Genomic DNA, 25,089 nt, shown 5'->3' with positions numbered 1-25,089 from the left:
GGATGAGAAAAGGCCGATTCGCTTTCGCAAACCGGCCTTTTAAAGTGATTATATCGATTAAATCAGTCGCGATTGCCCGTGAGAATCTCGCGCTTGCCGACATGGTTCGCAGGTCCGACCAGACCTTCCTTTTCCATGCGCTCGACGAGCGAGGCTGCACGGTTGTAGCCAATGCCGAGACGGCGCTGGATGTAGGAGGTTGAGCACTTCTTGTCGCGCAGCACCACTTTGACCGCCTGATCATAGACGTCGTCGCCGTCTTCGGACCCCATCGACGTCGCGTCGAAGACAGCCGCATCGGCGGTTTCTTCTTCGGCGTCCTCATCTTCCGTCACGGTTGCCAGATAATCCGGGCGACCCTGTTCCTTCAGATGATTGACGACCTGTTCCACTTCCTCGTCCGAAACGAACGGTCCATGGACGCGGACGATACGACCGCCACCGGCCATATGCAGCATGTCGCCCTGGCCGAGAAGCTGTTCGGCGCCCATTTCACCGAGAATGGTGCGGCTGTCGATTTTCGACGTAACCTGGAAGGAAATACGGGTCGGGAAGTTGGCCTTGATCGTGCCAGTGATGACATCAACGCTTGGACGCTGGGTCGCCATGATCAGGTGAATACCAGCGGCACGGGCCATCTGCGCCAGACGCTGCACCGCGCCTTCGATATCCTTGCCCGCAACCATCATCAGGTCGGCCATTTCATCGATGATGACCACGATATACGGCATGGGCGTCAGGTCGAGTTCTTCCTGAATATAGGTCGGCTCGCCGGTTTCCTTGTCGAAACCAGCCTGCACGGTGCACATGACGGTTTCGCCCTTGCCCTTGGCCGAAGCCGCACGGGCGTTGAAACCCTCGATATTGCGGACGCCGAGGCGGGCCATCTTGCGATAGCGCTCTTCCATCTCGCGCACGGCCCATTTCAGGGCAACAACGGCCTTTTTCGGGTCGGTCACGACGGGGGTGAGCAGGTGCGGAATGCCATCATAGATCGACAGTTCCAGCATCTTCGGATCGACCATGATCAGGCGGCATTCTTCCGGCTTGAACCGATAGAGCAACGACAGGATCATGGTGTTGATAGCAACCGACTTGCCCGAGCCCGTGGTGCCGGCGACCAGCAGGTGAGGCATCTTGGCGAGTTCAGCAATGATCGGCTCGCCACCAATGCCTTTGCCAAGGCAAAGCGGCAGGCGGTAATTCGATGCTTCGAAGGTGCGGGAGTCGATCATCTCGCGCAGATAGACGGTTTCGCGATTGGCATTCGGCAATTCGATGCCGATGACGTTGCGACCCGGAACCACAGCCACGCGGGCGGAGAGCGCCGACATGGAGCGGGCGATATCGTCAGCGAGGCCGATGACACGCGAGGACTTCACACCCGGAGCAGGCTCGAATTCATAGAGCGTGACCACCGGACCGGGACGGACATGGATGATCTCGCCGCGCACGCCGAAATCTTCCAGCACGCTTTCCAGCAGACCTGCGCTGCGTTCCAGCATTTCCTGCGTGATGACATTGCCATCCAGTGCGGGCGGCATTTGCAGCAACTCGCGTGGCGGGAATTCGTACTCGCCGTGAATGACCGGGGCTTCCGCGCGGGGGAGGGGTTGCGGCTGATAGAGGGCAATCGACGGCGCAGCCTTTGCCGGAGCAGGCGTAGCTGCGACTGGTGCAGGCGCTTCGATTTCTTCAACGCTGTGCTCTTCGGCTTCTGCGACGGCAAGCACCACATCGTCTTCGGTCGCTTCACCTGAAACCTCGGCAACTTCCGCAATCTGCGGTGCAGCTTCGACCTTCTTCGGAGCGATTGCCTTTGCCTTTGCAACCAGAGCAATGACTGGAGCCACGGCGACAGGTTCTGACGCTACAATGGGTTCAGGAGTCGGAACTTCTGTTACTGGCTGTGGTTCAGCAACAACTGCCGCAACCGGCGTTTCTTCCGGCTGGCTGTTCCATTCACGAATGCGGAACTGTGCCAGAATGGATTCAACAGTCGGCGCTGGCTTTTTGGGAGCGGCGGGTACCGCAGCAACAAGCGGCACGGTCGGCGCAAGGCTTGCCTCAACATCGCATCCTTCCCAGAAGGCGAAGTCGGAAATATAGGCGAAGGCAGACGTTGTGATGTCAGTTGCGGGCGCGATAGGAGCCTGCGCTACCACAGGTTCTGGTATCGCCTGAACGACAGGTGCCGCGACGGCAGCTGGCATGACCGGCAGGGCAGGCGGAACGGGTACGACGGGCGGTTGCACCATGCCGAGCGAAACGCTCTGCTGCAATGCGGCGACCGCCATTGGTTGGACTTCGGCTGCTTTTTCAACAACGGCTTCCTGCGCTTCCGCAACAGGCTGAACCTGCGGGCGAGCGTTGACATCCGGCAGGTCCTCGCCGCGACGACGCATCAGTTCCACTTCCGGCGTGCGGGTGAAACGGACATTCTCGCCCAGAGAAAAATGGATTTTCCAGGCGCCGTCATCTGTCGGATTACGCGCCTCCGTCTGGCCACGCTGGGGCTTCGGGTCCGAGGCGTTCTCTGTATGATTTCCATTCGAATGGGGGAAATTTTCTCTCAAATTACGCATGATACCTGAACCATAGATACTGTCGCCTGAATGAGCCCAAGTAATAAAAAATGAAGGTTAACAACCCCCTTCATAAATTCGCCGTCGCCCAGAAAATTCTGACAGGGTCGCCGCGGTTGACAGCTGGTTTTCTGTGGGGAAATTCATTCCAAAGAACAAGAATAGTCAACAAAAACAAATAGTAAGTATTATAAGTTAATGAATTTTATTAGAAATATGAAAACCCGCATGGGTTGTGAATATAAATTACTCCCTTAAAGCGCGTTACCCGAAACGCTGCCGGTGCGCGGCTCAGTCACGGGCAAGCGCTACGACGGGATCGAGTCGGGAGGCATTGCGGGCGGGCATGAAACCGAATCCGATTCCGATAAGGCTGGAACACAGCAGCGCCGCTACAATGGATGTCGGCGAGTAGATCAGTTTGAACATTGTGCTGAACTGCGCGAACAGCAGACCGAAACCGCCAGCGACAAGCACCCCGACAATGCCGCCGATCAGACAGACCAAGATAGATTCGATGAGGAATTGTTGCAGGATATCGCTTTGCCGCGCCCCAACTGCCATGCGCACGCCGATCTCGTTGATTCTTTCCGAAACTGCGACCAGCATGATGTTCATCACGCCGATTCCCCCAACAAAGAGCGAAATGCCCGCGATGCTCGCCACAAGGAGGGCCAGCATTGCCGTCGTGGCCTGAATGGTTTTCTGCAATGTGTCGCTGTTGAAGATGAAAAAGTCCTTTTTGCCATGACGCCTTTGCAGAAACGCCGTCACCATCTTTTCGGCGATCGCCGGGTCCATAGTGTCGCGAATGCGAACGGCTATCGACTGCAAAGCGCGCGAGCCGGTCATGCGCGTCTGAACAGTTGTATAGGGCAGAAACAATTCCAACTTGCTCGATCCGGACATGCCTTGTTCATCGGCTTTGGTAACTCCGACGATCCGTACAGGAATCTGTTTCAGAAAAACGACCCTGCCGACCACGGTGCCCTGCTCGTTGGGGAACAATTCCTTTTTGGTGTTCGTGTCGATCACCGCGTCCTGCGCGAGATTATCGAGACTTCTTTTGTCGAAGAAACGCCCCTCAACCAGCTTGCTTTTACGGGTCGCAAAATAACGTTCGCTGACACCATTGACCGTGATGCTGACTTCCTTGTTGCCAACGCGGACCGTTCCCATCGTGGAACTTTCAGGTGTTGCCGCGACGACATAGGGCAGCTTGGCCAGTTCGTTTGCGTCGTCAACGTTCAATGTGGTGACAAGCGCCGCTTTCAGATCGCCATAGCCGGTTCCGGGGCCGATATAGAGCGTGTTGGTGCCGAGGCTGCTGATCTGTTCGAGGATGCGCTGTTGTGAACCTTGCCCTAGTGCCGTGACGCAGACGACGGAGGCCGTTCCGATAATGATCCCCAGCATGGTGAGGAATGTTCGCATGCGGTGCGCGTTCATGGAGCGCAAGGCCATCGCAAAGGCTTCTTTAAAGCGATCACGCATACCGCTGAAAAGATTATGTTTTTCCGACTCCGATGCAGCAAGGGGATCATTGGTCCGAATGCTGCGGCAATCGACAGCCTTCAGCGTATCGGCTGTGATTTCTCCGTCGTGGATTTCGATGATGCGGTTTGCGCGCGCCGCGACAGCCCTGTCATGCGTGACAATGATGATCGTGCGGCCTTCACGGTTCAGTTCCTGAAGAATGCCGAGTACTTCTTCGCCGCTCCGGCTATCGAGCGCGCCGGTCGGTTCGTCTGCGAGTATGACATCAGCGTTGTTGATGAGCGCGCGGGCTATCGACACACGCTGTTGCTGGCCGCCGGAAAGCTGGTTGGGCCGGTGGTGCGTCCGACCGCTCATGCCAAGCCGCCGCAGGATTTCATGGGCGCGTTCGCGCCGCGCTTCACGCGCCTGTCCCGCATAAATCGCGGGTATTTCGACATTGCCGACTGCGTCCAGCTCATTCAGCAGGTGATAGCGCTGAAAGATAAAACCAAAATGCTCCCGCCGCAGCTGAGCCAGTTCATCCGGCTCCAGTTTCGCCGTTGAACGTCCTGAAATCAGATATTGCCCTTCCGAGGGACGATCCAGACAGCCCAGAATATTCATCAGCGTGGATTTTCCAGAACCGGACGCACCGACAATCGCCACCATCTCGCCGCACTGGATGGTGAGGTCGATATCGCGCAGGACCGTGGTGAAACCGTCGCCGGATGGGTAATGGCGCGAAACAGCCTTCAACAAAATCAACGGCATATCGCTCATGTCAGGCACCGTCAGTCGTTACAGTGGTTTCCTGATTGTCGGTGACGATCTTGTCACCTTCCTGCAAGCCTGAGCGGATTTCCGTGTTGATCTTGTCGGTGATTCCGGTTTCCACGGTGCGCTCCTCCAGCGTTCCATAGGCATTCAGCACGCGGACGGTTGCTTTACCCGGACTATCCGGGTCGTCATTACCGAGCGGTTTCAGCGCCGACACAGGAGCGAGCAGGACATTTTTGACCTTCGCCAGAACGATATGGATCTCCGCCGTCATATAGGTGCGAAGCAGACCATCGGTGTTGGGAATGCTGAACTTGCCTTTGTAATAAACGGCAGAGGCCGTCACGCCGCTTGAAGCCGACAGGCCGTTGCTGGTGCCGAAGCTCTTGTCGCTCACAACGGAATCCGGCGCAGGCTCGATTGTTTCGAGCTTTGCATCGTAACGTTTTGAATTTCTTCCGGAAATGGTGAAGTAGATCGGCAGGCCATCGTGCACCTGCGTAATATCCGCTTCCGAAATATCGGCTTCCACCGTCATCGTGTCGAGCTGACCGAGGATCGCGATTGTCGGGACGGTTTGCTGCGCGTTGACGTTCTGGCCCTCCTGCGCCACCGTTGAAAGTATGGTGCCATCAATGGGAGCCGTGATCCGAGTGTAGGCAAGCTTGGTTTCCGCGATACGGACTTCAACCTTCGACGCCGCGATCAAGGCTTCCGTATTGGCCAAGGCCGCTTTTTGCTTTTTCAATCCGGCTACTGCTTTGTCATATTCAGATCGCGCGACAGCATTTTTTCCGATCATCGCCTGATTGCGGGCAAGATCCAGCTTCGCCAGTTCCAGATCGGCGAGGTTCTGCTGACGAGTGGCCTCGTTCTGACGCAGTGTTGCCTGGGCTTTGTCCAGATCGTTCTGCTGGCTCGCGGCATCGATGAGCGCGACGACTTCGCCCTGTTTCACATGCTGTCCGGTTTTCACTTTGAGCGAAAGTATCCGCCCCGTGGCCTGAGTGCCAATGGCAACCAGATTTTTAGGGCGCAATGTGCCCGACGCAACCACAGAGCTTTCAAGGTCACCGCGTTCTACGGTTGTCATCTCGGGCAGCGGCTCGTGAGCGGACCACTGTTCGAACGACAGACCAGCGGCCAGCATCAAGACAAGGAGGGCCGCGCCCCAACGTTTGCGAAAACGTCGCTTCGATACAGAGTTGGCGGAATTCATTGCGGCCTCGCAGGATGATCAGGCGCGGTCGCCATGGGAGGTTTCATGAGATGCGGACCAGTATAGCCGTCCACGACTTCAGATCTGTCGATGTCGATCCGACCGTTCCAACCTCCGCCGAGTGCCTTCTGCAAAGCGACGTAGTTGGTGATGATCTCCACGCGTGCTTGCGCCAACGCGTTTTCCTGATCGAGCAAACTGCGTTGGGCGTTGAGGACGTCGAGGAAATTTTTGGATCCGGCCTTGAACTGGTCGAGCGTCAACGCAGTGATCTTACGGTTGTTACCCACAATCTTCTCGAGCTGAGCGATGCGCAGACGGTTCTGGTTGAATTGGACACTGGCGTTTTCCACTTCGCTCAAACTGTCCAGAATAGTTTGGCGGTATTTGATGAAAGCCTCGTCCCGCGTTGCCCGGGCCGCATCAACATCAGCAAGCAGCTTGCCGCCCTGGAAAACAGGTATCGTGAGGTTGGGACCGAATGACCAGCCTATGGTCGACAAACGGGCAAGATCGCCAAAGTTTGCACCGCCGGTATCGATTTTGCCAATAAGGGAGACGCTTGGATAAAGTGTCGCCTGACTCTGGCCAATCTTGGCTGTTGCGGCAGCATAATCTCGTTCTGCAGCGCGGATGTCGGGGCGGCTTAGTAAGAGATTTGCAGGTAATCCGGCAGCTATTCTGCGCGGTGCGGAAGGCAAGGGCCGGGGCTTGTCCAATATCGCGGCCAGCGCAAGCGACGAACGCCCCGTCAGCGTGGATAGCTTGTTCAGAGAACTGGCATAGCTGATGCGCAGTGAAGGAATTTCGGCCTCTGTGGTATCGGCCTGCGTTTGTGCGCTCAGCAGATCAACCTGTGATATGTTGCCGGCTTCCAGTTGCGTGCGGGTGAGGGCAACAGTTCGGCGCTGTGAAGCAGCATTGCGCCCGGCGATTGCGATCTGCGCCTGCGCGCCGCGCAACTGGACATAATTGGTTGCGATATCACCGATCAGACTGACGAGCGCCGCACGCAACTGTTCGCTCGCCGACTCTTTTGCGTAATACGCCGCTTCGACACCGCGCCGGTTCGCGCCGAACAAATCGATATCCCATGCAGGATCTAACCCGAAACTCGACGTGCTAGTGGCGGCGCTGCCACCACCACCAGAACGCGTGAAACTGCCTTTTCCATCCACGGACGGATAAAGTGTGCCACCCGCCGACGCGTAGCTGGCGCGCGCCTGGCGTACTTTTGCTTTTGCTATCGCAACGTTAGGACTGCCCTCAATGCCGTCAGCAATGAGCTGGTCCAGAATTGGATCGCGCAGGTTTTTCCACCAGTCTGCGAGATTGGGAGCAACGGTGCTGGCCTTACTGTTCCACGCGGGGGGCGTATTGATGACAGGGGCGCGATAATCCGGCCCAACTGCAACACAGCCCGCGCTGAACGGAAAAAACAACAAAATCGCGCAAAGGGGGACTTTCGAAATTTTGATATTTCCTCAAAGTAATCAATAAAAAATTCGCATTGTTTTTAATATGGATTGGAGAGTATGTACATCGAGGCAACATATTTTTAAATTGCTAGCAATAAAATTGGCTATACTATTTATAATGCTTGAAAGAGCTGCGATCAGACTTCCGATTACAGTGACGGATGCGCGAGGAATATGATATTCGCGTTGTGGTTACAACGCCAACTATGTGCCCCCGTTCAGTTGCCGGAACGGGGACTGAAATATTGGGGGGCAGTGGCCTATGCGGCGTTTGCGGCAAGCCAGTCGGCCAATGAACGGCGGTTTGCGGCACGTCCGCGCATGGCTTCCGCCGCGCACATGGAATTCAACACCGCTTCCTGCGTTGCCTCCGCCGCGGCGCGAAACAGCGTGTCGATCCGGTTTTCATTGAGGACCGATATCCGGGTGAAGTCACTCGGCTCGTCGTGATCGAAAGTCACGGCGGTTGAAAAGCCGACAGCAATATCACCACTGCCGTGGCCCCAGAATGCGCCGAGCCGCGCCAGACCCGCACCACAACGACGCGTGACGCGTTTCAGCTGTCGGTGTTCCATGGGCACATCGGTTGCGAGCACGAGAATGACCGAGCCTTTTTCTGGTTGCGCTTCGGCCTTGGGCGAGGGGCGGCGTCCATCGGGAAGCACGAGGTCCCCAGCGCGTCCGAAATTGGTTAGCGCTAGAATACCAAGATGATGGGTCGAGCCATCCAGCACGAATTGCCGGGACGATGAACCAATACCGCCTTTAAAGCCAAAGCAGCTCATGCCGGTTCCAGCTCCGACATTACCCTGGGCCACGTCGTCGCTTGCTGCTTGCAAGGCAAGGCGCGCGTGTTCCTCGGTTACGGCCATGGCCTGAATGTCGCTGAGCGGACCGTCATTGCATTCCAAAACCACCGGATTGACGGTGGCGGTGGTGCGTCCGATATCGGGATTGGCGGCAATTGCGTCGCGGATAAGGGCGTTGGCGCAGGTGCCGACGCCAAAAGTGTTGGTCAGCAGGATCGGCGTTTCCAGCGTGCCGAGTTCCTCAATCTGAACCAGCCCCGTACTCTTGCCGAACCCGTTGATGATATCGCAGGCAGCCAGAACCTTACGCCGATACAGATTGCCATCATGAGGCAAAATGGCCGTCACGCCGGTATTGATATCGCCATAGCGCAGAGTGTGGTGGCCGACCCGCACACCCGGCACATCAGTGATGGCATTTTTTGCGCCGGTTGGCATGGTGCCACAGATGATGCCGAAGTCACGTGCGGTTGCAGTCATGTCATAGTTCCGTTTTTAAAAGACCTGTGGGTCAGAGACGCCCGGCTTCGATAATACGCTTGAGAAAGGCTTGTGTGCGCTCGCCCTGCGGATTGCCGAAGATTTGCGACGGCGGACCTTCTTCATAGACCTTACCGTTTTGCAGGAAACAGACCTTGTCTGCAACCTCACGTGCAAAACCCATTTCATGGGTGGCCAGCACCATGGTCATGCCCTTGGTCGCCAGATCGCGCACGATATCAAGCACTTCCGATACCAGTTCTGGATCGAGCGCCGAGGTGATCTCATCCAGAAGCAGCAATGTCGGGTCCATCATCAGCGCCCGAACGATGGCGACGCGCTGCTGTTGTCCGCCGGAAAGCCGGTCCGGATATTCCTTCGCCTTGTGGTCAAGGCCGATACGGGCAAGGAGGGCAAGCCCTTTTTCCTGCGCCTGTTTGACCGGCATGCCCAGCACCTTTGTCGGGCCGAGCGTGACGTTTTCCATCACGGTCATATGCGGAAACAGGTTATAGCCCTGAAACACGATGCCGATTTCGCGGCGCAGGACATCGAGGTCAACGCCCGGTCCGGTCACACGGTCACCATGCAGGCGGATTTCGCCTTCATCAATGGTCTCGAGCCGGTTGATGCAGCGCAGAAGCGTGGACTTGCCGCAGCCCGAAGGGCCGATCAGACAAACGACCTGATGCTCTTCGATGTCGAGGCTGATGCCGGACAGAACCTCCAGCGATCCATAACGCTTGATTGCCTTGTCGATTTCAACGAGTGCCATATCCGTATTCCTCACATACTCGAACGCATTTTCCGGCGATCCCGTTCGATCAGACGATCGACAAAACGGGCCTGCGGAATGGTGATCAGGATGAACAGAATGGCGACGGTGGTGACAGCCGACAGGTTGAAATAATTGCTGGCGATGATTTTCGACTGGTTGAAGGCGTCGATGGTGCCGATGATCGCGACCAGCGCCGTATCTTTCTGCAAGCTGATGCAGTTGTTCATCAGCGGCGGAATGATGCCGCGTACGGCCAGCGGAACCACGACATAGCGCATGGTGCGGACATAAGAGAGACCGAGCGAGCGCGCTGCTGCAATCTGGCTTGGATGCACGCTTTCAATGCCGGCGCGATAGACTTCGGACGTGTAGGCACCATAGGTCAGCGTCAGCGCGATGATCGCATAGGCATTGGACGACAGGTCTTTCAGGATCGGCAGGCCCGTCAGGGGCAGCCCGAAACCGATGAGATAGATCGTGATGATGGCGGGCAGGCCGCGAAACAGATCGCTGTAGAAGGTGGCGAGCAGGCGGATCGGCCTGCCAGCCATTCCGGGAAGCGTGCGGGCAATCGCAATGACCAGCGCCCAGACCAGGATCAGAATGGCTGAAACGAAGAAGATGACGATGTTGGTGCCGAAGGCCTTGAGTACGGTACCCGCCGACTTGGCAATCAGGCTGACATCGAAGAAAGTGCGGCTGACCGCAGCATCATTGACGATCATGAACCATGCGCCAGCGCAGAGGATCAGCACGGCAACGGCATAGGAGATGACCTGCCAGGACATATCCGAAGCACGTGCACCCAGTTCCCGGCCCGCGTAGATATCGGCGCTTTTCCCGGCCTGCATTGAAAGCTGTACAGCCCGCCAGGCGAACCACAATACGGCGAGCGGAGCCAAAAGCAGCAACCAGCCGATGGTCAGAACGGGCGTCGCAGGCCAGCCCTGCGAGATCGTATAGCTGGTCACACTGTGGACGGTCTGCGCCGAAGCCAGAAGGGTGATGAACGAAAAGGCGAAAGCCAACAAGGACCGACCGCTATGGGTGCGGACTTTGTTTCGGCTGCGCCATTGCCGCGCGCGCTCTGCGCTGGCTTCCGGTGCCGGATGGGACATAGATATTCTCGCTGAGGCAAGGTGGTCGCGCGCCGTTTTGGAAACGTGCTGCCACGGTGTCAAAATCGGAAGACCGGGCCGCGGCTGCCATCGCAGGCGCGGCCCGGCCAACCGTCAGATCAAGGCTTCCAAAGTGGAACGTCGGACGGAGACATGCCCCATGACGGCAGCAAATAGGCTGCTTCCAGCTTCTTCAGGGTTCCGTCTTTTCCCATGTCGGCGATCAGCTGATCGATGACTTTCTTGTTTTCCGTGCCCTTCGGATAAATACCGGCGGTTTCGCCGCTGGATTCATACTTGCCGACCACTGCCAGCTTGCCGTTGGAATTCTTCACCTGACCGAGAATGATCGACAGATCGGTCATCACGGCATTGACCTTGCCAGCGGCAAGCGCGGTGAACATCGACGCGGTGTCGTCGAAGACATCGAGGCTTGCAACTTTCAGCGTTTCCTGCGCGAAAGGAACCAGCGTCGTGCCAGCCTGCGTGCCGACCTTCACCGTCTTCATTTCAGCTTCCGTCACCGGCTTGTCGGCGCGGGCCGCTACACCATAATCGGAGTTCATGTAAGGCGTGGAGAAATCAACGACCTTCTTGCGCGGTTCGGTGACGGAGATCAGCGCCAGCGCGATGTCATAATCCTTGTTCTGGCCTGCAACGATGGAGTCAAACGAGGCGTTGACCAGCTTTACTTTCTCAAGGCCAAGGCGATGCGCAATATTAACGGCCATGCAGAATTCATAGCCGTCCTTGATCGTGTCCGGCGTATCGCCATTGAACTGGCCGATGGCAGGCAGGTTGATGATGACGGTGAACTGACCGGGCACAGCCGGGGTGATCGATGCCGATCCCTTATCTCCGATCAGCGGGCAATCGCCGTAACCTTCGGTGGCGGCAGACGCACTGCTTACTCCTGCCGCTGTGGCGACGCTTGCGAACAATGCGCCATAAGCTGCTGACTTAAATAGGTTTTTTATTGTCATATTCCCCTCTTGCTTTCTTTTGGGTTAGAGAACGGCTTCTGCACCCGTGCGGGCCAGATCCATGTAGATTTCCTGCAGACGACGCGTATGCGGACCCGGCTTGCCATCGCCGATGGTGTGGTCCTGAATGCCGATAATCGGCGTCACGAAGCTCGATGCGCTCGTGAGAAAGGCCTCTTTGGCGGCCTTGGCTTCATCGACCGTGAACAGCCGCTCCTCGATGGTGAGGTTCTGTTCTTCGGCGATTTTCAGAACGGCCCGGCGCGTGCAGCCGGGCAGGATGGAATGCGAATTGGGACGGGTCACCAGCACATTGTCATGCGAAATGATGAAGGCGGTCGATGAAGCGCCTTCGGTGACAAAGCCGTCTTCAACCAGCCAGACTTCATGAAAGCCTTTGCTCTTGGCCTGTTTCTTGGCCATCACCTGCGCCAGCAGCATGACGGTCTTGATATCGCGGCGTGCCCAGCGCGTATCCGGTGTGACATCGACACGAACCCCATGCAGCACCGACGGTGCATTGGCCAGATTTTTGGCCTGCGTGAACATCACCAGATTGGGCTTGATATCGTCTGCATAGACAAAATCGCGATCAGCTTCGCCACGCGTCACCTGCATATAGACCACGCCTTCGCGCAGCGTGTTGCGGCGGATGAGTTCAATCTGCGCCTTGCGAATATCGTCAAGCGAGACGGGCAGGGCGATGTCGATTTCTTTGACCGAGCGTTCCAGCCGGGCGAGATGAAGATCATTATCGACCAGACGTCCATCGATCACAGCGCTCACTTCGTAGATTCCGTCGCCAAACAGAAAGCCGCGATCAAAAACCGAAACCTTTGCGTCGCTTTCGTCGACGAAGGCTCCGTTCACATAAATTACTCTGGCCAAAATACGTCCTCGGCATCTGCATTTCTCGATTGAAAGGACGGTAGGAAAAAAGAATTTGGCTGGCCAATGCTATGTTTTGCAATCACTATGCAGAAATTGCATAAGGGGAAGAGAGTAGGGGAATAAGGGAGTAAGGGAATAGGTGGATAGCTGTTGTTATCGCCTGTCCGAGACGCAAACATACTGCCTTACTGCCCTATTCCCTTACTCCCTTATTCCCCTACTCCCCTAAGGAGCGCCTATGGAACTGAAATGGCTGGAAGACTTCATCGCGCTTGCGTCAACGTCGAGCTTCTCCCGGGCGGCAGAGGCGCGCCATGTGACGCAGTCGGCCTTTTCGCGGCGGATCAAGCAGCTTGAGGTCTGGCTGGGGGTAACGCTCGTCAATCGCGCCACCTTTCCGGCTCAGTTGACCCATGAAGGGAAGACCTTTCTTCACGTCGCGGAAGATGCGGTCCGGCAGTTTTACGCCACGCGCAGAAGCCTTCAGCCAAGCCGGCAAGGACAAAACCCTGCGCTGAAATTTTCTGCCTTGCATACTTTGACCGTCACGTTCTTTCCGCAATGGCTGAAGGGGATTGATGCGACCATCGGCAATATTCATTCGCATCTGGCGCCGGATCGCGGCGGGTTTGAAGACAATATCGCGACCCTGACCGAAGGCGAAGTCGATTTCTTTCTGACTTATGCGCATCCGTCAGTGCCGATCCTGATCGACAGGGAACGGTTTCCGTCGATCATTCTGGGCACAGAAAGGCTGATCCCGGTGTCGTTGCCGTCCGGGGAAGGGCCTGTGCTGGATCGCGCTATCGAGACCGGCGCGCCACTGCCCTATCTCAGCTATGGCGACTTTTCATTCTTCGGCGCGGCTCTGGCGCAGAAATTTGCGTCCGGTCCAAGTTTTGCGCGCAAGGTCGTGCATGAGAACACCATGTCTATCGGTCTCAAAGCGATGGTTCAGGCCGGGTGGGGCATGGCATGGCTGCCGGAAAGTCTGGTTCTAGAAGAAATCCGTCGTGGCGATATGGTGCCCGCTTCGGTCGATCCCTATTGGGATCTGACGACGGAAATTCGCATCTTCCGCCACGATGCACCGCTTTCGACACGTGCTGAAAGCCTGTGGGCTTTTTTGCAGGCAAAAGACGGTGCAGTTTCAGAAAACAGCGATTGACAGGACGGCATGCGCAGCGCTGTAAATGCTCGCACTTTATTCGGCCGGAGAGGGACGTAGACGGCATGAAGATCACCATCGAACAATCGCTCGATCAGGCGGGGACGGGCGCATTCCAACGAGGCTTGCTCGGGGTTTTCGGCCTCGTCTGGGCAGCGGACGCGATGCAGGTTCTGGCTGTCGGCTTCACAGCAGCGTCCATTGCAAAAACATTCGGGCTGACCGTGCCGCAGGCATTGCAAACCGGAACGCTTTTCTTCTTCGGCATGTTGGTCGGTGCAGCCGTGTTCGGCAGACTCGCCGATAAATATGGCCGTCGCCGTGTGCTGCTGATCACCGTCGCGTGCGATGCCGTGTTTGGTCTGCTGTCAGCCTTCGCACCTGGTTTCGAAGTTCTGCTTGCACTGCGTTTCCTGACCGGCGTGGCCGTCGGTGGAACGCTGCCTGTCGATTATGCCATGATGGCTGAGTTTTTGCCCTCCAGGAACCGTGGTCGCTGGCTGGTCATGCTGGAAGGTTTCTGGGCCGTGGGCACCGTGGTGATCGCGCTAGCCGCATGGGCCGCGAGCCTTGCCGGTGTCGAGGATGCATGGCGCTATATTTTCGTCGTCACCGCAGCGCCTGCGCTTATCGGTATCTGGCTGCGCCTCTGGGTGCCGGAATCACCAATGCATCTTTTGAAATCCGGTCGCGCGGATGAAGCAAAATCGGTGATGAACCGCGTGTTGCGCCGCAACGGAAAGCCGGAACTGCCGCCGAAGGCGCGGCTTGAAGCCCCGCTTCTCGTGACGGATGAACGGCTTTTGTCGCCAAAGCTTCGCCAGCGCACGCTCGCAACGCTCGCGATCTGGTTTCTCGTTTCCGTGTCCTATTACGGCATTTTCACCTGGATACCGGCCAAGCTCGCCGGTGACGGCTTCGGCTTCGTGCGCGGTTACGGCTTTCTGGTCGTGGTGGCGCTGGCGCAATTGCCGGGCTATGCACTCGCCGCTTACGGCGTTGAAACATGGGGCCGTCGCAAGACGCTGATCAGCTTCCTGTTCATCAGCGCTGCGGCCTGTGCCTTGTTCACGATTGCCAATAGTTCGGCTGTAGTCGGCGCATCAATCCTGATCATGAGCTTCGCGCTGCTCGGCACATGGGGCGCGCTCTATGCCTTCACGCCGGAGCTTTATCCGACAGCCCTGCGCGCCAGCGGCATGGGCGCGGCGGGTGCCATGGCGCGCCTTGGTGGCCTTCTGGCGCCGTCGGCTTTGGCCATCGTCATCAGCCAGAGCTTCAACGTGGCTGTCGCAATGTTTGCTGGCCTTCTGGCGCTCGCAGGTGTGATTGCGTTCCTGATCAATGTCGAAACGCGCCAGCAGGCTTTGAACTAGGCGTTTAAAACGCTTTTCGGAAAGTCAGATTGAGGCGAACACGACCAACCTTGTCGTGTTCGCCATCTTTCAGCGCCAATATGCCATGGTGATAAAGGCGTGACGGGCCACCCCAGACAACCACATCGCCATGGTGCAAGGGGTATTTGGTGATCGGGTCGTTGCGTTTAAGACCGCCAAACTGGAAGGTAGCGGGAAGACCAAGCGAAACCGATACAATCGGATTGGCGAAATCACACTCGTCCTTGTCCTGATGCAAGGACAGCTTTGCGCCGGGCTCGTAACGGTTGATCAGGCAGGCATCGGGCGAAAAATCGGGATATCCGGCCTGTCGGGCGGCATTTTCAGCGAGAGACCGAAGGGCGTCCGGCATGGCTGGCCATGGCTTCCCGGTTTCAGGGTCATTGGCGCTATATCGATAGCCAGTTTTGTCGGTTACCCAGCCCGCTTGCCCGCAATTGGTCATGGCGACCGACATGCGATAGCCACCGGGCGTCACCATATGCCGAAATGGCGCGGCGGCGCTGACATCCGCGACTGATTTCAAAATCGCTTCTTCCTCCGGCAATGCGAAGCCGTGCAGAAGTACTGCGCCGGGCGCAAGAATCTCAACAGGTTCAAGCTGATCAAACAAATCTCTCATAAGGCTTTTTAGCATAGGCCGCTGCTGAAACGTCCCGAAATCTGCTTTCTAATTGAAGACCCCTGTCGGGGTCCTCTGGTTGTTATGAAGTGAGATTACCAGTTTACCTTGAAACCGAGCGTTCCCTTGAGGCTATAATTATCGCCGAAATCCTCGAAGCTGGTCTTGACCATGCCTTCGCCGAACAGCGCATATTTGCCATCGGCCCAGGCATAGGTTCCACCGGCGCCGATACCGCCCCAGGTTTTGTCGTTTTCGCTTTTGAAATCAACACCACCCGCTCTGATCTTATAGTCGTTCATGAACTCCTGATAGAGATTGGCGGCGACATAGAGTTTGGTCTGGGTCAGCCAGTTATTTTCGTCATGCCATGCATTATGGTATTCCGCCGCCAGCCCAATGCGGGCATTGAGGCTGTCGCCGTTACGCAGATCGACAGGTACGCCCGCGACATCGTGGAAACTGTCGAAATCCACCGAAGACCAGACAAGCTGCGCCTGCGGTGTGATCGACCAATGTTCGTTGACTTCGATACGTCGTCCACCTTCAAGGCTGAGACCATAGCCAAAGCCCTTATTGCCATCGGCCAATGACTTTTTAAGTGTATCGGACACGAGCTTGCTGTCATACCAGGTCAACTGGAGCTGTCCATCGAGATAATAGCCATTATTGCCATACCAGGTGAGTGCGCCGCCTAATCCCCAGCCGTCGGTGTCGATGGTGCCATCGCCACTAAACGACGAGATATCACTGCTGGCTTTACCGTATTGCGCCGTCAGACTGCCGATCAGGCGACCGGATTCGCTCTCCTGAAACATCGCGTCGATACCGGCCTGCATGACGAATACGCCGATATCCTGCGTCACATCGGCGGTGGAGCCGCCCGCCGCAAATTTGCTGTGGGTTCCTTCGATACGGCCCCAGACGCCATATTTGTCGATGGCGATATCCGGTCCTGCTGTCGCGTGGCCGTCCTTAACATCGTCGCTGGGCAGCACATTATCGGTCCAGTATCGATTGACGACGCGCTGCTGCAAGCTTGGCATCTGGTTCAACGCCTGCATATTGCGCGCATAGCCTTCATAGATCGGCATGGACGGATTGTAGCGCTTTTCGCCATTGGCGGATGTATTGCGCAGATAAAATCCGCCGTCACCAGTCAGTGCCACGCTATTCGCGGTTGCCGCAGAAGCAGCGGGTTCTGACGCCGCAGGCGAGGGGGCTTCGGTCGGCTGGTCAGGTGTTGCGGTGATTTCATAGGCATAGACGCCGCTAACAACCGCCGCTTCGCCGTCTTCCGTCGTATAATCGCCTGCGAGCGCGAATGTACCCGCCGGATTGCCTGCAACCTCTATGATCTTGGTATCATCGGCAATTTGATGGCTGGTCTGGCCATAGGAAACAAGGCGAAGCTGGCTGTTGCCGGAACTGTCGCCAGCTATGACCAGACGGCTGGTCTCGCTATTATCGGCACCGATCCCGGTGGCAATCTCGACCGTGCCACCTTTGCCGATGTAATCGCCTTTGACGGTCAGCGTGCCGACACCGTTATCACCGGGTGCGACAACACCGCCGGTTTCGTTGGTCACGGATTGGACGCTGCCGATGCCGCTTAACCGCCCGGCTCTCGCAACCCGGACGGATGTGTAGTTGTCGCCGTCGAAGATCAGCGTTCCGCCGACGACTGCGGAATCGCCGGTAAAGCTGTTATCACCGGTGAGCCGCAGAATGCCTGCGCCACGTTTTGTCAGACCGCCGATGCCGGAGATTGGATTGGACCAGGTTGAAGAATAGCCCTGCGTATCGACGTCGAAACCTTCGGCATGGCGGAATTTCATCGGCCCGTTGATCGCAGCGCCAAGGTTCAGGAGGCCTTGGCCGTAGATTTCGGTCGGGCCGATATTGGTGGCGGTGGTCAGCAGGGTTTCAATGGTCTGCCGCGCATTCATATAGGGAAAGGCTTGACGCACAACGGCGGCGGCACCGGCCACATGCGGCGTCGCCATGGATGTGCCCTGCATGTAGGAATAACCGCCACCGGGATAGGTCGAGTAAACAGCGCCGCCCGTATCACCGCCTGGGGCCGCCATGCACCATTCTGCCGCAATACCGCAGCGATTGCTGTAGCTCGCAATTTGCCGGTTTGGACCAACGGAAACAACGGCAATGATCGAGCCTCTCAAATCCGAAAAGTCGAGATTGGCGACGGCAGGATCATTCGGTGCCAAAAGGCGGAATGTGTTGGGATTGTTCATGTCGAGATCGCGGCGGCGACCATCGACAAATTTATATTTGCCGAGCGCGGTATTCTGGGGTGTGATTGCAGGAAACAGGGCGCTGCCGCTCGGCTGCGCTGACGAATATGGCTGAACCTTGTAATTATTGCCGGCAGCGAAGACCATGACGATATCGGCTTTGGCGGCGACTTTCAGTGCCTCGTAATCATTACGAAGATAGTTGCCATACAGAATCGGCTGATAGCTCAACCGTTGATAATTGCGATTGTTGTAAGGGGTAGGAAACGCATAGGGGCCATAGCTGCCGTTCAGCACCTTCACCCCTGTCGTTGATGCATAGCGCAGTGCCCTGTTGATCGCGTCATATTGCCGGTCCGGCACGATGGCCCGCAAGGCGAGGATTTGTGCATCATAGGCAACGCCATGCATGCCGGTTCCATTGCGGGCTGCGGCGATGGTGCCGCTGACATGGGTTCCGTGCCCGATGGGCGTCCCGTTTCGCTGAAGGTCCCGAACATCCCGCTCGTGCATGAAAGTGCCGAAGTTTCTCGACCAGGGATGCACTTTCCCGGCAAATTCCGGATGGTAGATATCAATGCCAGTGTCGAGCACGGCGACCGTGATGCCTTTTCCTGTAAAACCGCGTCGGTATGCGGGGATGGGGTTGATCATGGGGAGGCCCCAGCTTGCCAGATATTCCGCGTCGGACGTGAATGCTCGAGATGGTTCGGCCTGTTGCGCGTTGGAATAAGAAGGAAACAGATAAATAGTCGCAGCTAATAATCGAACAATTCGACGAGAACTTCGCATATATCTCTCCCGGTTTAGGTGAAATTATTTCAGATTTCATTCCTTATTTTATTGAGAATAATTTCATTCCAAATACTTAGGCTTGCAATATTTCTGCAATAATATAAGGAATATGACAGTTTGTTCATTTTAATATTTATTTTACAACGCCTATTAGTTGCCTTTGTTTTATTGATACCTATTTTGAAATTACAGCCGGACACATCGTTTCTTCGCAGTTCTAAACCGGGCAATAAAAAACGGGGCCGAAGCCCCGTTTTCATCGTCTGTATTGCAAAATATCGGTTGCGTTAGCTTGCCGAACCGAAACGTTCCTCGCTGAGCGCTGCCGCCATCAGCGTCTTGGTATAGTCTTCACGAGGATGATCGAAGATTTGTTCGGTGTCGCCTTGTTCAACGATCCTGCCATTGCGCATCACGATCACATAATCCGACACGGCGCGAACCACGGCCATATCATGGCTGATGAATAGATAGGAAAGGCCGTGGTCCTTTTGCAGATCACGCAGCAGTGCCACGATCTGCTTCTGCACCGAGCGGTCGAGCGCGCTTGTGGGCTCGTCCAGAACGATGACGCGTGGTTTCAAGATCATCGTGCGGGCAATCGCGATACGCTGGCGCTGTCCGCCTGAAAATTCATGCGGGTAGCGATTGCGCATGGCGGGGTCCAGCCCGACTTCTTTCAGCGCTTCCTGCGCCCGACGGTCACGCTCCCTGGCTGAAAGCTGTGGCTCGTGGATCAGCAGCCCTTCGGTGATGATGCGCCCCACCGTCATGCGCGGGCTGAGCGAACCAAACGGGTCCTGAAAGACCAGTTGCAGTTCCCGGCGTTTCGGGCGCATGGCTTGCGGGTCGCGCGGCAATTCCTTGCCGAGATAGGCGATGCGGCCCTCGGAATCGAGAAGCCGCAGGATAGCACGGCCGAGCGTGGATTTGCCCGAACCGGACTCGCCAACGATGCCAATGGTCTGACCTTCCTTGAGCGTGAGCGAGACATTGTTAACGGCGGTCATGTAATTGGCAGCGCCGAGCCAAGGTTTGTGGATCAGGAAGTTGACCTTGACATTATCGGCGCGGACCAAGACAGGCGCTTCATCCGGCGGTGGCAGCTTTTCGCCTTCCGGTTCGGCATCAAGCAACATCCGGGTGTACGCGTGCTGCGGCCCGGTAAAAAGCGCCTCCGTTTGGTTGGTCTCGACCACCTCGCCGGAGCGCATCACATAAACCCGGTCGGCAAAGCGGCGTACGATGCCGAGGTCATGGGTGATGAACACAACCGCCATGCCAAGGCGCTGTTGCAGATCGGCCAGGAGATCGAGTATCTGCGCCTGAATGGTGACATCGAGCGCCGTGGTCGGCTCATCGGCAATCAGAATATCGGGCTCGTTGGCGAGCGCCATGGCGATCATCACGCGCTGACGCTGGCCGCCCGACAGTTCGTAAGGATAGCTGTCGAAGCGGCGTTCCGGCTCCGGAATGCCAACGAGTTTCAGCAGTTCCAGAATGCGCGGGCGCGCCTGTTTCTTGCTCATGCCGCGGTGATAGCGCAACGGTTCGGCAAGCTGGTCGCCGATGCGATAGAGCGGATCGAGCGAAGTCATCGGCTCCTGAAAGATCATGGTGATCTTGGCGCCGCGAATGTTGTTCAGCGCCTTGTCGGACATGCCGATCAGGTCTTGACCGCGATAGAGCGCCTGTCCTGTTGCCTTGCCGTTGCGCGCCAACAGCCCCATCAGCGCCATTGTTGTCTGGCTTTTGCCGGAACCCGATTCCCCCACAATAGCCACCGTTTCCCCGGCCTTGACGTCGAGGTCGATACCACGCACTGCCGGAACCGGGCCATCATGGGTGTCGAAGGTCACGCGCAGATCGCGAACGCTCAGAATGGTTTCCTTCGTCATCTCAGCGGTCCTTCGGGTCAAGACTGTCACGCAGGCCGTCGCCCAAAAAGTTCAGCGCAAACAGAATGATGGTCAATGTTGCTGCGGGCCAGATCAATTGCCAGCTTGCACCGCGCATGTTTTGGGCACCTTCCGAGATCAGCAAGCCGAGCGAGGTGAGGGGGTCTTGCACACCAAGGCCGAGGAAGGAGAGCAGGCTTTCCAGCAGAATGGCTTTCGGCACAAGCAATGTGACGAAGACGATCACCGGGCCCAGCGCGTTGGGAATGATATGCCGCGTGATGACCCCGCGCCGTGTAGCGCCGAGCGCTTCCGCCGCCTGTACAAATTCCTGCCGCTTGAGGCTTAATGTCTGGCCGCGCACGATGCGTGCCATATCCAGCCATTCTGTCGCGCCGATGGCAATGAAGATGATGAATATTGACCGCCCGAAGAAGACGAGCATCAGGATCACAAAGAAGATAAACGGCAGCGAATAAAGGATATCGACAACACGCATCATGACATTGTCGATGCGCCCGCCGAGATAGCCGGAAATCGCACCGAAGGAGACGCCCAGCACCAGCGACATGGCCGAGGCTAGCAGGCCGATGGCCAGCGACATGCGCACGCCGATGAAGATGCGCGTCATCAGATCGCGACCGAGATTATCCGTGCCAAGCAGGAAATAATTTCGGCTTACGTTGAGCGTCAGCTTGCCGCTCAGGCCGTCGGCGGCCAGTTCCACCTTCGGATTGCTGAACAGATCGGAGCGCTGGAAATAACGCAGAACACGGTCGTCGGTTGGGCGTTGCGCCGTAAAGTCGACAATGATGTTGTTGCCGGTCAGTTCCGGTTCGGCGGAGGCCTTCAATCGCGCGCGGGCGAGTTCGCGTTCAAGGCCGGGCAGGATCGTATCCGCGCGCGGATAGGCTTCGAGGCTTGGCGCAACACGCACGAACTGCGGATAAATCTTGTCATAAGGATGCGGGCTCAGCATCGGCCCGAAAATGCCCGCAAGAGCCAAGACGGCAAGCACGATAGCGCTGGCGACGGCGGCCTTGTTCCTGCGCAGGCGCAGCCATGCATCCTGCCAGAGCGAGCGGCTTGGCATGCTCAATTCGGCGGTTTCCGTTGGTACGGTCAGATCAGTCATAGCGAACCCTCGGATCAAGCCATGCATAGAGAAGATCGACAATCAGATTGAACACCACGACGAAGATCGAGATCACCACAACCGTGCCCATGACGAGCGTGTAATCACGGCTGAGCGCGCCCTGCACGAAATAGCGTCCGATGCCCGGAATGCCGAAAATCGTCTCGACCACAACCGAACCTGTGAGGAGGGCGGCGGCAGTCGGCCCAAGATAGGAAACGGCGGGCAGCATAGCAGCACGCAAAGCATGAACGCCAACCACAACACGGGTCGGCAAGCCATAGGCGCGGGCGGTGCGCACATGATTGGCGCGCAACGCTTCAATGGTTGCGCCACGCACCAGACGGGCAATAACCCCCACTTGCGGCAGAGCAAGCGTCAGCACCGGCAATATCCAGTAGGTGACATTGGCCGATGACCAACCGCCTGCCGGAACCCAGCCCAGAATGACGCCGAAGAGCAGGCTGAGAAGGGGGGCTACAACAAAATTGGGCGTTGTGATGCCGAAGGTCGCCAGAGCCACCACGAAATAATCGACGGCGGAATTCTGCTTCAGCGCGGCAAGCGTGCCGAGAAAAGTGCCGATGATCGCCGCCAGCGTCAGGCCCAAAGTGCCAAGCATGATCGACACCGGCAAACCTGACGCGAACAGGTCATTCACGGAAAAATCGCGCCGCGTAAAGCTCGGGCCGAGATCGCCCTGCAAGAGATTACCAAGATAAATCAGATACTGCTGCCAGAGCGGCGCGTCCATATTATAGGCGCGCTTGAGGTTTTCGAGGATCAGCGGATCAATCGGGCGCTCAAGGTCGAATGGGCCGCCCGGCGCGAGCCGAATCAGAAAAAATGTCAGCGTGACGATAATGAAGACCGTGGGTATCGCACTACCCAATCGTCGGAGCGTATAGCCCAGCATGTCGTTGTCCCTTCTTTGCCGGATGGTCAAAAACCTGTCCGGCAAATCCCACTAAGGGCTTTAGATTATTGTTGTTCTGGTATTTTGTCTGCTTTCGCCCATCGTAAGGCGAAAACGGAAACGCTGGCGGGAGAGGGGTATCTCGTCCCTTTTCCGTCAAAAAATAGGGCCGCGCCACCAAGCGCAGCCCTGTCTGAAATTACTGTTTGAGGGAAAGCCAGCGGGTCTTGTGGCTATCCATAAGATTGTCGTTCCATCCGGCGACCTTGTCCGAAACGAGCGCGCGCGAGGAGTAATAGAGGATCGGAATATTGCCCACTTCATCAAGCTGGATTTTTTCGGCTTCGCCCAGCACCTTGGCGCGTTCACCGAGATCGGTGGTCTTTTCCGCCTTGGCCATCAGCGCGTCATAGTCGGCGTTCTTCCACTTGGAATAGTTGAAGCTGACATTGCCCTGGCTGATGAACAGGAAGTTCTGCGGGTCGTTGTAATCGCCGATCCAGCCAGCACGCGCGATATCAAACGGGCCGTCATCGCGCATGAAATTGAAATAAGTTGCGCCTTCGGTCTCGTTGAGCGAGGCCTTCACGCCAATATTGCCCAGCATGTCGGCAATGGCCGCCATGGTGTTCTTGTTGTTCTCGGACGTGTTGTAAAGCAACTCGATGGAGAGCGTATTTGGCTCTACGCCGGCTTCTTTCAGAAGCTCCTTGGCCTTGTCCTCACGCTCCAGCATGTCGTCGGAATAATCGAGCTTCGGCGCGTCTTTCAGGTAATTGGCGATACCGGGCGGCACCATGGAATAGCCGGGCAGCATCGTTCCCTGCCAGACCTGATCGGCCAGAAATTCACGGTCGATGGCCAGCGAGATCGCCTGACGCACTTTGACGTCCTTCAGCTTGCTGTCCGCCGATTTGCCTTTGACCGGCAGATAATAGACGCCGAGATAAGGCGCCATGCGGAATTCCTTGGCGAGATTTTTCTTCACATAATCCATCTGCTCGGCGGGAACGTCGGAACAGATTTGCACTTCCTTGGCCTCGAAGCGGCGCATACAGCTGGCGCGGTCTTCAAAGGGAATCCAGTTCACCGTATCGATCTTCACCTGATCCGCTTCATAATAATACGGGTTCTTCTTCATGACGATCTTGTCGTTCGGCGTGAAGCTCTCAAGCATATAGGCGCCGTTGGTCACCATCTTGCCGGGCGTGGTGAACTTGTCGCCATTGGCCTCAACGCTTTTCTGATTCATCGGAAAGCCGGTTTGGTGTGTCAGAAGCTCGAGAAAATACGGAGCAGGGGCGTTCAACGTGATCTTCAGCGTATGGTCGTCGAGAGCTTCAACGCCAAGCTGGTCGACAGGCTTTTTACCGCCTGCAATATCTTCTGCGTTCTTGATGACAAACAGCATGCTGGCATAACCGGCAGCTGTCTTCGGGTCCATCAGACGACGGAACGTGAACTGAAAATCACCTGCGGTGACCGGATCGCCATTCGACCATTTCGCATTGTCACGCAGATGGAAGGTGTAGACCGTGCCGTCTTCGGAAACATCCCAGGACTTGGCGACGCCGGGAATTGCCTTGCCGTCAGCATCCTGAATGGTCAGACCGTCATAGAGATCGCGCAGCACGTTACCCTCGGCAACACTGGAGGTGCGGTGATGGTCGAGAGTGGCCGGATCTGTGTCATTACCGCGATTGAGTACGGTTTCGGCAGATGCCGCACCTGCCAGTGCCAGAAGACATAAGCCTGTCAGTAGAAATTTCCGATACATTTAAGAACCCCTCTTTTGAAATTTATGAAATGTCCTGCATCTTATGGATAAGCGGACCACATGCAAGCGAACTTAGCAACACATTGAATCAATACAAATAATCAAAAAATTGGGAGCGATTTTTGTGGGCGAAAACGGGTACGGAAAAACGAATTTCCGTACAATTTTGCCACTCTATTTTACATCAGATTCTGGCAAAAATCTCCGTAATTTCTAGGGTTTGAGGCTTCCGTTTGTCAGTTGAAGGGACAGAAATTCAAACTCGATTCGGATGAATTTTCACTCGGGGGTTGGCTGGGGATAACGTTCAACCGCAAGGCTGCAACTTGATTATCTGGGTGAATCTATAGGCCGGACGACAAGCCAGAATGTTTGCATTTCGAAAATTACCGCCCCCAACACCAAAAATAATGCACGGTCGGGTTTTGCTGTTGTGTCGCAAACTTATGGATACTTATGTTCCATAATCTATCTTATGTGATCGACATATATAACAGCAATATACAGATGCGACAGATGGGCAAGATAG

At 56.5% G+C, this 25,089-nt stretch carries 17 protein-coding genes; 2 read left to right on the top strand and 15 right to left on the bottom strand.

Annotated features, from left to right (window positions below; translation table 11 throughout):
- Positions 1-62: 62 nt before the first annotated feature.
- The 9 genes from HWD97_RS12995 to HWD97_RS12955 all read right to left on the bottom strand — a co-directional run bounded on the left by HWD97_RS12995 (position 63) and on the right by HWD97_RS12955 (position 12,594).
- Positions 63-2,585, bottom strand: coding sequence for a DNA translocase FtsK (locus HWD97_RS12995; RefSeq protein WP_121538838.1), 2,523 nt, complete (start codon positions 2,583-2,585; stop codon positions 63-65).
- Between the two features lie 291 nt (positions 2,586-2,876).
- Entirely contained in the window at positions 2,877-4,844 is a 1,968-nt protein-coding gene (locus tag HWD97_RS12990) for a MacB family efflux pump subunit (protein ID WP_109367399.1), read from the bottom strand.
- A 1-nt stretch (position 4,845) separates the two neighbouring features.
- On the bottom strand, positions 4,846-6,060 hold the full coding sequence (locus tag HWD97_RS12985; protein ID WP_109367398.1) for an efflux RND transporter periplasmic adaptor subunit: 1,215 nt from the start codon (positions 6,058-6,060) through the stop codon (positions 4,846-4,848).
- Positions 6,057-7,502, bottom strand: coding sequence for an efflux transporter outer membrane subunit (locus tag HWD97_RS12980; protein WP_235858991.1), 1,446 nt, complete (start codon positions 7,500-7,502; stop codon positions 6,057-6,059). The genes HWD97_RS12985 and HWD97_RS12980 overlap by 4 nt, the downstream gene beginning before the upstream one ends.
- A 296-nt stretch (positions 7,503-7,798) precedes the next feature.
- On the bottom strand, positions 7,799-8,827 hold the full coding sequence (locus HWD97_RS12975; RefSeq protein ID WP_109367396.1) for a P1 family peptidase: 1,029 nt from the start codon (positions 8,825-8,827) through the stop codon (positions 7,799-7,801).
- Between the two features lie 31 nt (positions 8,828-8,858).
- Entirely contained in the window at positions 8,859-9,602 is a 744-nt protein-coding gene (locus tag HWD97_RS12970; RefSeq protein WP_109367395.1) for an amino acid ABC transporter ATP-binding protein, read from the bottom strand.
- Positions 9,603-9,613: 11 nt separating this feature from the next.
- Positions 9,614-10,723 (bottom strand): amino acid ABC transporter permease, encoded by a 1,110-nt coding sequence (locus HWD97_RS12965; protein ID WP_109367394.1) that lies wholly within the window; start codon positions 10,721-10,723, stop codon positions 9,614-9,616.
- Between the two features lie 119 nt (positions 10,724-10,842).
- A complete protein-coding gene (locus HWD97_RS12960; RefSeq protein ID WP_109367393.1) occupies positions 10,843-11,706 on the bottom strand; it encodes an ABC transporter substrate-binding protein in 864 nt (287 codons plus the stop codon).
- 24 nt (positions 11,707-11,730) lie between these two features.
- Positions 11,731-12,594, bottom strand: coding sequence for a D-amino-acid transaminase (locus HWD97_RS12955; RefSeq protein WP_109367392.1), 864 nt, complete (start codon positions 12,592-12,594; stop codon positions 11,731-11,733).
- A gap of 241 nt (positions 12,595-12,835) precedes the next feature.
- Between HWD97_RS12955 and HWD97_RS12950 the strand changes: the two genes are divergently transcribed.
- Together HWD97_RS12950 and HWD97_RS12945 are read left to right on the top strand one after the other, a co-directional pair.
- On the top strand, positions 12,836-13,765 hold the full coding sequence (locus HWD97_RS12950) for a LysR family transcriptional regulator (RefSeq protein WP_109367391.1): 930 nt from the start codon (positions 12,836-12,838) through the stop codon (positions 13,763-13,765).
- A 65-nt stretch (positions 13,766-13,830) separates the two neighbouring features.
- A complete protein-coding gene (locus HWD97_RS12945; protein ID WP_121538841.1) occupies positions 13,831-15,141 on the top strand; it encodes an MFS transporter in 1,311 nt (436 codons plus the stop codon).
- Positions 15,142-15,145: 4 nt separating this feature from the next.
- On the opposite strand, the gene alkB is transcribed toward HWD97_RS12945, so the two are convergent.
- The 6 genes from alkB to HWD97_RS12915 all read right to left on the bottom strand — a co-directional run bounded on the left by alkB (position 15,146) and on the right by HWD97_RS12915 (position 24,560).
- Positions 15,146-15,784, bottom strand: a complete 639-nt coding sequence (gene alkB / locus HWD97_RS12940; RefSeq protein ID WP_121538843.1) for a DNA oxidative demethylase AlkB — start codon at positions 15,782-15,784, stop codon at positions 15,146-15,148.
- 95 nt (positions 15,785-15,879) lie between these two features.
- Entirely contained in the window at positions 15,880-18,693 is a 2,814-nt protein-coding gene (locus HWD97_RS12935; protein WP_371835099.1) for an autotransporter outer membrane beta-barrel domain-containing protein, read from the bottom strand.
- Between the two features lie 428 nt (positions 18,694-19,121).
- Positions 19,122-20,732: an ABC transporter ATP-binding protein gene (locus tag HWD97_RS12930; RefSeq protein ID WP_109367387.1), complete on the bottom strand. Its 1,611-nt coding sequence runs from the start codon at positions 20,730-20,732 to the stop codon at positions 19,122-19,124.
- 1 nt (position 20,733) lies between these two features.
- Positions 20,734-21,867 (bottom strand): ABC transporter permease, encoded by a 1,134-nt coding sequence (locus HWD97_RS12925; protein WP_109367386.1) that lies wholly within the window; start codon positions 21,865-21,867, stop codon positions 20,734-20,736.
- The gene (locus HWD97_RS12920) at positions 21,860-22,783 is read right to left on the bottom strand and encodes an ABC transporter permease (protein ID WP_109367385.1); all 924 of its coding nucleotides are present in this window, start codon (positions 22,781-22,783) and stop codon (positions 21,860-21,862) included. Before HWD97_RS12920 ends, HWD97_RS12925 begins: the two co-directional genes overlap by 8 nt.
- Before the next feature lie 199 nt (positions 22,784-22,982).
- Positions 22,983-24,560, bottom strand: coding sequence for a peptide ABC transporter substrate-binding protein (locus HWD97_RS12915; protein WP_371835098.1), 1,578 nt, complete (start codon positions 24,558-24,560; stop codon positions 22,983-22,985).
- Between the last annotated feature and the right edge of the window lie 529 nt (positions 24,561-25,089).

It is taken from the genome of Ochrobactrum sp. C6C9 (genome assembly GCF_022627935.1).
Lineage (GTDB): Bacteria > Pseudomonadota > Alphaproteobacteria > Rhizobiales > Rhizobiaceae > Brucella > Brucella teleogrylli.
Note: the sequence above shows the minus strand (reverse complement) of the source record. Positions and strands in the feature narration are given on the sequence as shown.

Excerpts from the sequence above, each read along its gene's own strand:
- HWD97_RS12995 (WP_121538838.1), bottom strand. The coding sequence starts at position 2,585 with ATGCGTAATTTGAGAGAAAATTTCCCCCATTCGAATGGAAATCATACA.
- HWD97_RS12990 (WP_109367399.1), bottom strand. The coding sequence starts at position 4,844 with ATGAGCGATATGCCGTTGATTTTGTTGAAGGCTGTTTCGCGCCATTAC.
- HWD97_RS12985 (WP_109367398.1), bottom strand. The coding sequence starts at position 6,060 with ATGAATTCCGCCAACTCTGTATCGAAGCGACGTTTTCGCAAACGTTGG.
- HWD97_RS12975 (WP_109367396.1), bottom strand. The coding sequence starts at position 8,827 with ATGACTGCAACCGCACGTGACTTCGGCATCATCTGTGGCACCATGCCA.
- HWD97_RS12970 (WP_109367395.1), bottom strand. The coding sequence starts at position 9,602 with ATGGCACTCGTTGAAATCGACAAGGCAATCAAGCGTTATGGATCGCTG.
- HWD97_RS12965 (WP_109367394.1), bottom strand. The coding sequence starts at position 10,723 with ATGTCCCATCCGGCACCGGAAGCCAGCGCAGAGCGCGCGCGGCAATGG.
- HWD97_RS12960 (WP_109367393.1), bottom strand. The coding sequence starts at position 11,706 with ATGACAATAAAAAACCTATTTAAGTCAGCAGCTTATGGCGCATTGTTC.
- HWD97_RS12950 (WP_109367391.1), top strand. The coding sequence starts at position 12,836 with ATGGAACTGAAATGGCTGGAAGACTTCATCGCGCTTGCGTCAACGTCG.
- HWD97_RS12945 (WP_121538841.1), top strand. The coding sequence starts at position 13,831 with ATGAAGATCACCATCGAACAATCGCTCGATCAGGCGGGGACGGGCGCA.
- alkB (WP_121538843.1), bottom strand. The coding sequence starts at position 15,784 with ATGAGAGATTTGTTTGATCAGCTTGAACCTGTTGAGATTCTTGCGCCC.
- HWD97_RS12935 (WP_371835099.1), bottom strand. The coding sequence starts at position 18,693 with ATGATCAACCCCATCCCCGCATACCGACGCGGTTTTACAGGAAAAGGC.
- HWD97_RS12930 (WP_109367387.1), bottom strand. The coding sequence starts at position 20,732 with ATGACGAAGGAAACCATTCTGAGCGTTCGCGATCTGCGCGTGACCTTC.
- HWD97_RS12925 (WP_109367386.1), bottom strand. The coding sequence starts at position 21,867 with ATGACTGATCTGACCGTACCAACGGAAACCGCCGAATTGAGCATGCCA.
- HWD97_RS12920 (WP_109367385.1), bottom strand. The coding sequence starts at position 22,783 with ATGCTGGGCTATACGCTCCGACGATTGGGTAGTGCGATACCCACGGTC.
- HWD97_RS12915 (WP_371835098.1), bottom strand. The coding sequence starts at position 24,560 with ATGTATCGGAAATTTCTACTGACAGGCTTATGTCTTCTGGCACTGGCA.